Raw genomic sequence first — 4,191 nt, forward strand, 5'->3', positions numbered from 1 at the left:
GTCCGGGGGCACCGAACTCAGCCCCTCCGGCGTTTGAGGAGCTGGGGGTCCGGGGCGGAGCCCCGGGAACGGCCCGGGTGCGCCCCCGTCCCCGACCCCTGGCTACCCGGCTGCCCTCGTGGCATACGCGAGGGGGTCGGTGAGGACGTCCTGGACGACCAGCGCCGCCGCTCCCCGCGCCGCGTCCGCCGCGGGCGAGGACGGCCGCAACCGGCCCCCCACCCCCGGCCACAACCCCGACACCACCCGCGCGGACAGCTCCTTGGACGCCCTCGGCACGAGCCACGGTGCCAGCGGCCCGTAGATCCCGCCCAGCACGACCGCCGCGGGATCGAAGAGATTCACCGCGCCCGCCAGCACCTGCCCCAGCATCAGCCCCGCGCGGTCGAGCGCGAGGAGAGCGCGCTCGTCGGCCGCGTCGGCCCGGCGGATCAGTTCGGAGACCGCCGCGGGTCCGTTCGGCCCGTCGATGCCCGCGGCCCTCAGGAGGGCCGCCTGGCCCGCGTACTGCTCCAGACAGCCGCGTGAGCCACAGCGGCACTCGGGTCCGTCCGACGCGACCACGACATGGCCGATCTCCCCGGCGAAGCCGTGCGCGCCGCGCAGCAGCTCCCCGTCCAGGACGAGCGCGCCGCCGACCCCGATCTCGCCCGTGAGATAGAGAAAGGTGCGGTCGGGGCCGACGTCGCCGAACCACAGTTCGGCCAGCGCCGCGAGATTGGCCTCGTTCTCCGAGCGGACCGGAAGCGCGGGCCGCGTCGGCCGCAGGGCGGCGAGCGCGTCGGCGAAGGGACCCTCGGCGGCGACCTGGCTCCAGCCGAGGTTGGGCGCGTGGCGGACCGTGCCGGACGACACCAGACCGGGCAGGGCGAGCGCCGCGCCGACCGGGCGGAGATCCTGCTCGGCGGCGGACTCCAGGGCCCGCGCGGCGATCCGGGCGGCCCGGCGCAGCACCTGCGGGGGAGCCGCGCCTCGGTTGTCGCGGTGCTCGACGAGCCGGACCCGGTCCGTGCCCGCCAGATCCACCACACACACGGACACATAGTCGACGTTGATCTCGACCCCGATGCCCGCGACACCGGTACGCGCCACCTTCAGCACGGTGCCGGGGCGCCCCGCCTGACCGCTGAAGGTCTTCCCGGACTCGGACAGGAACCCGCTCTCCAGCAGCTGTTCCACCAGGGAGGAGATCGCCGCCCGGGTCAGGCCCACCCGGGCCGAGACCCCCGCCCGGGTGATCTCGCCCGCGTCGCGGACCGCCCGCAGCACCAGACTCAGATTGTGGCGGCGCACGGTGTCCCGCCCGGCCTTGGGCTCCAGCGGGTCCCGGCTGACCGGGCCGGTCAGCCCTACGCGTGCGGAGTGTTCCACGTATCAGCCCTGGGGTCCGCGGTATCCCAGGGACGCCTCGATACGTCCGGCGAGCCCGTCCCGGTGCCTGGGCCCGCGCCCGGTCGGACCGGCCAGCCAGGAGCGGCACTTGCTGCCGAGCAGCAGGCCGAAGCTCTCGGCCTCGTTCTCCTCGCTCTGGTCGAAGCGCGTCCTGGCGGCCACCTTGAGCACGGTGGCCCGCAGGTCCGCCTCGTCCGAGAGGAGCCGGGCGGCGACGGCCGCGCCCTCGATGTGATGCGTGCAGTGCCCGGCCTTCATATGCCACAGCTCATGGCCGAGAATGACCAGTTGATGATCGGGCGCGGTGCGCTCCTCGATGACGATCAGGTCTTGGTCGGTCATGTCCAGCCACAGCCCGCTCGCCGTGCCGGGGGGAAAGGTGGCCATGTGATAGCGCACGGGCCGGCCCCGGCGTCTGCTCATCTGGCCGCACAGGGCGGCATAGAGATCGGCGGGCTCGGCGGGGGCGGGCAGATCGATTCCGGCTACCAGCTCACCGCAGAGCCGACGCATCTCTTTGCCAATGCTCACCGTTCTCCTCTCCCCGTCAACGGCCGCGCGCACACGCGCGGCCTCAACCCTGCCCTGACTTCAGTGCAGTTCTGAAGTCAACTTTCCGTCGCCTTTGCCGGACCGGCCGGTACGGAGTCGGCCGGTTCCCTCGGTTCGGCGGCGGGTTCCCTCGGTTCGGCAGGTTCCGTGGATTCGGCAGGTTCCATGGGTTTGACGCTCTCCAGGAGCATGTCGAGCCATTCGGTGACCTTGTCACGGTGCTTGTCGGTCGGCAGCTGCGCCGCCCGCCAGGCGATACCCCGTACGCCGTGGTCCTGGAGCAGGCGCTCCAGCGGGTCGGCGTCCCCGGGGTAGTCGGCGCAGTCCTGGAGCAGCCGCTGCTCGGTGCGCTGGAGCGCGCCGTTGAGGGCGTCCGCGTCCTCGGCGGTCAGAAAGCCCGCGTGGACCTTGAAGAACCGCTGGATCGCGTCGCAGTGCTCCATCGTGGGACGGCGGTCGCCGTTGATCAGCGCGCCCGCCTGCTGGCGGGACATCCCGGCTCCGTCGGCGATCTCCTGCTGGGTGTACCGGCGGCCGTTGGTCTTCAGCCGGGTTCTGCGCAGCAGGTCGAAGCGCTGGAGAAAGCGCGTCTGGAGGTCCGGCTCACCTGCCGGGCGGCCCGCCAGCAGCTCGGCGACCACCTCGTCCGGCACACCGGACGCCTCGGAGAGCTGGTGCACGTCGAAGACCTCGCCGTGGCCGAGTCCGAGTCTGCCCGCGAGTTCGGCGACGCGGGCGACCGACGACGCCAGGGGGCCGGTGGCCGGCGGGCCCGGAACCAAGAAGCCGTCTGTCACCAGTAGGTCTCCTAGATCACGCGAGATGGCTCCGCACACAGTTGGCTGCCCGGAGATTAACGGGTTCGCGAACGCACAGCCAGGTCTTGCCACAGCTGTGGCGCGATCTGAGCGCTCAGCGACGCGGAATGCCACGATAGTTGACATGGTCGCTCTTCCGGTAGCAGGATCGCCAGGCGGGGTGAAGATCCAAAGGGCGCTGCCGCAGCGGTACTTCGGGAAGCGGGAAGGGTGGCGTTCTCGATGACACATGAGGCGGGTGTTGACCGTCCTGGTGTCCACGGGCGTCGAGGGTGTGCGGGCACGAGCCGCGGCACCCTCCGGTCGAGGAGGCTCACCGACATACTGCGGGGGCGCAGAGAAGAGCTGGGGCTCACCGTCGCCGAGGTCGCCGCGCGGCTCGACATCAGTACCCGCACCTATGGCAACTGGGAGCGCACTCCCGCCGAGGAGTGGACCGACGACAAGCTGTACGCCCTGGTCAAGGCCCTGGAGATGACCGATCAGCAGGGCGGCTGGCTGTTCAGGCTCGCCGTCGACCGGGAGCCACCGCTCCCCCTGAGGGGCCCGTCGTCCAGGGCCGTGTCACCGATGGGCCCCGCGCGGCCGTCCGGCCCGGCCTTCCCGTCCGGCCCCACCCGGCCCTACGCCCCGCTCCAGCCGCCCGTACTGCCCGCCGCGCCCCCGGCGACGGCGGAGCCGGCCATGCCCCCGGACCCGGGCACCCAGGCGTATCTGCACGACTACGCCGCGATGATGGACGCCGTACCGCTGCCGTCGGTGCTGTTCGACCGCCGCTGGGACGTCGCCCACGTCAATCCGGCGTTCCAGGCGCTGTTCCGGGGCATGGGACAGCACCCCACCGCCATGCCCGACCAGAACTTCCTGCGGTTCGTGCTCTTCCACCCGGACGCGGGCACCGTTCTCGGCGACCGCGAGACAAGCTGGTGTCTGCCGTTGCTCGCGCAGCTCGAATCGGCGCTGGAGCGTTACGAGGACGACGGTGTTCTTCAGGCCATTCGCAGTGATATCGCCAACGATCCGATCATGGACGCGGCCTATCGGTGCGGACTGCCGCACTGGATGCGGGTGATGGGGGCGGCGGCCGTCCACCACGACGGAGCCGTACGCCCGCTGAACCACCCCGATCCGCAGTGGGGACACGCCGACTGCCGGATCGTCGACGAGACACCGGCGACGCTCCAGGACCGGGGGTACACCCGGATGACCCTGGTACTGCGCGAGCGCAGAAGCGTCACCTCACCGACCGTACGGCGGGGCAAGTCCCATCTGCGGTCGGTCTCCAGCGGCTGACGGCCCGCTGTCGGTCTCCAGCGGCTGACGGCCTGCTGTCGGTCTCCAGCGGCTGAGGGCTCGCGGTCCGAGGCATGAAGCGGCAGGAGAACATGGCCGAAATGGCCGAACATGGCGCACGAGCGCGGACAGCGGG

4 protein-coding genes are annotated in these 4,191 nt (G+C 71.7%); 1 reads left to right on the top strand and 3 read right to left on the bottom strand.

The features are described from left to right. Positions 1–102: 102 nt before the first annotated feature. The 3 genes from ACWF94_RS34990 to ACWF94_RS35000 form a co-directional block, all read right to left on the bottom strand. Complete coding sequence (locus ACWF94_RS34990; protein ID WP_453498073.1) at positions 103–1,371, bottom strand: ROK family protein; 1,269 nt, start codon at positions 1,369–1,371, stop codon at positions 103–105. A gap of 3 nt (positions 1,372–1,374) precedes the next feature. Continuing rightward, positions 1,375–1,905 carry a toxin-antitoxin system, toxin component gene (locus tag ACWF94_RS34995; protein ID WP_453498081.1) on the bottom strand — a complete coding sequence of 177 codons (531 nt, stop codon included), beginning with the start codon at positions 1,903–1,905 and terminating at the stop codon, positions 1,375–1,377. Positions 1,906–2,000: 95 nt separating this feature from the next. Further along, a complete protein-coding gene (locus ACWF94_RS35000) occupies positions 2,001–2,741 on the bottom strand; it encodes a helix-turn-helix domain-containing protein (RefSeq protein ID WP_453498076.1) in 741 nt (246 codons plus the stop codon). Between the two features lie 243 nt (positions 2,742–2,984). On the opposite strand from ACWF94_RS35000, the gene ACWF94_RS35005 reads away from it, so the two are divergent. Next, positions 2,985–4,055: an MmyB family transcriptional regulator gene (locus tag ACWF94_RS35005; protein WP_453498079.1), complete on the top strand. Its 1,071-nt coding sequence runs from the start codon at positions 2,985–2,987 to the stop codon at positions 4,053–4,055. Positions 4,056–4,191 lie beyond the last annotated feature (136 nt).

This window comes from Streptomyces sp. NPDC055078 (assembly GCF_053607985.1).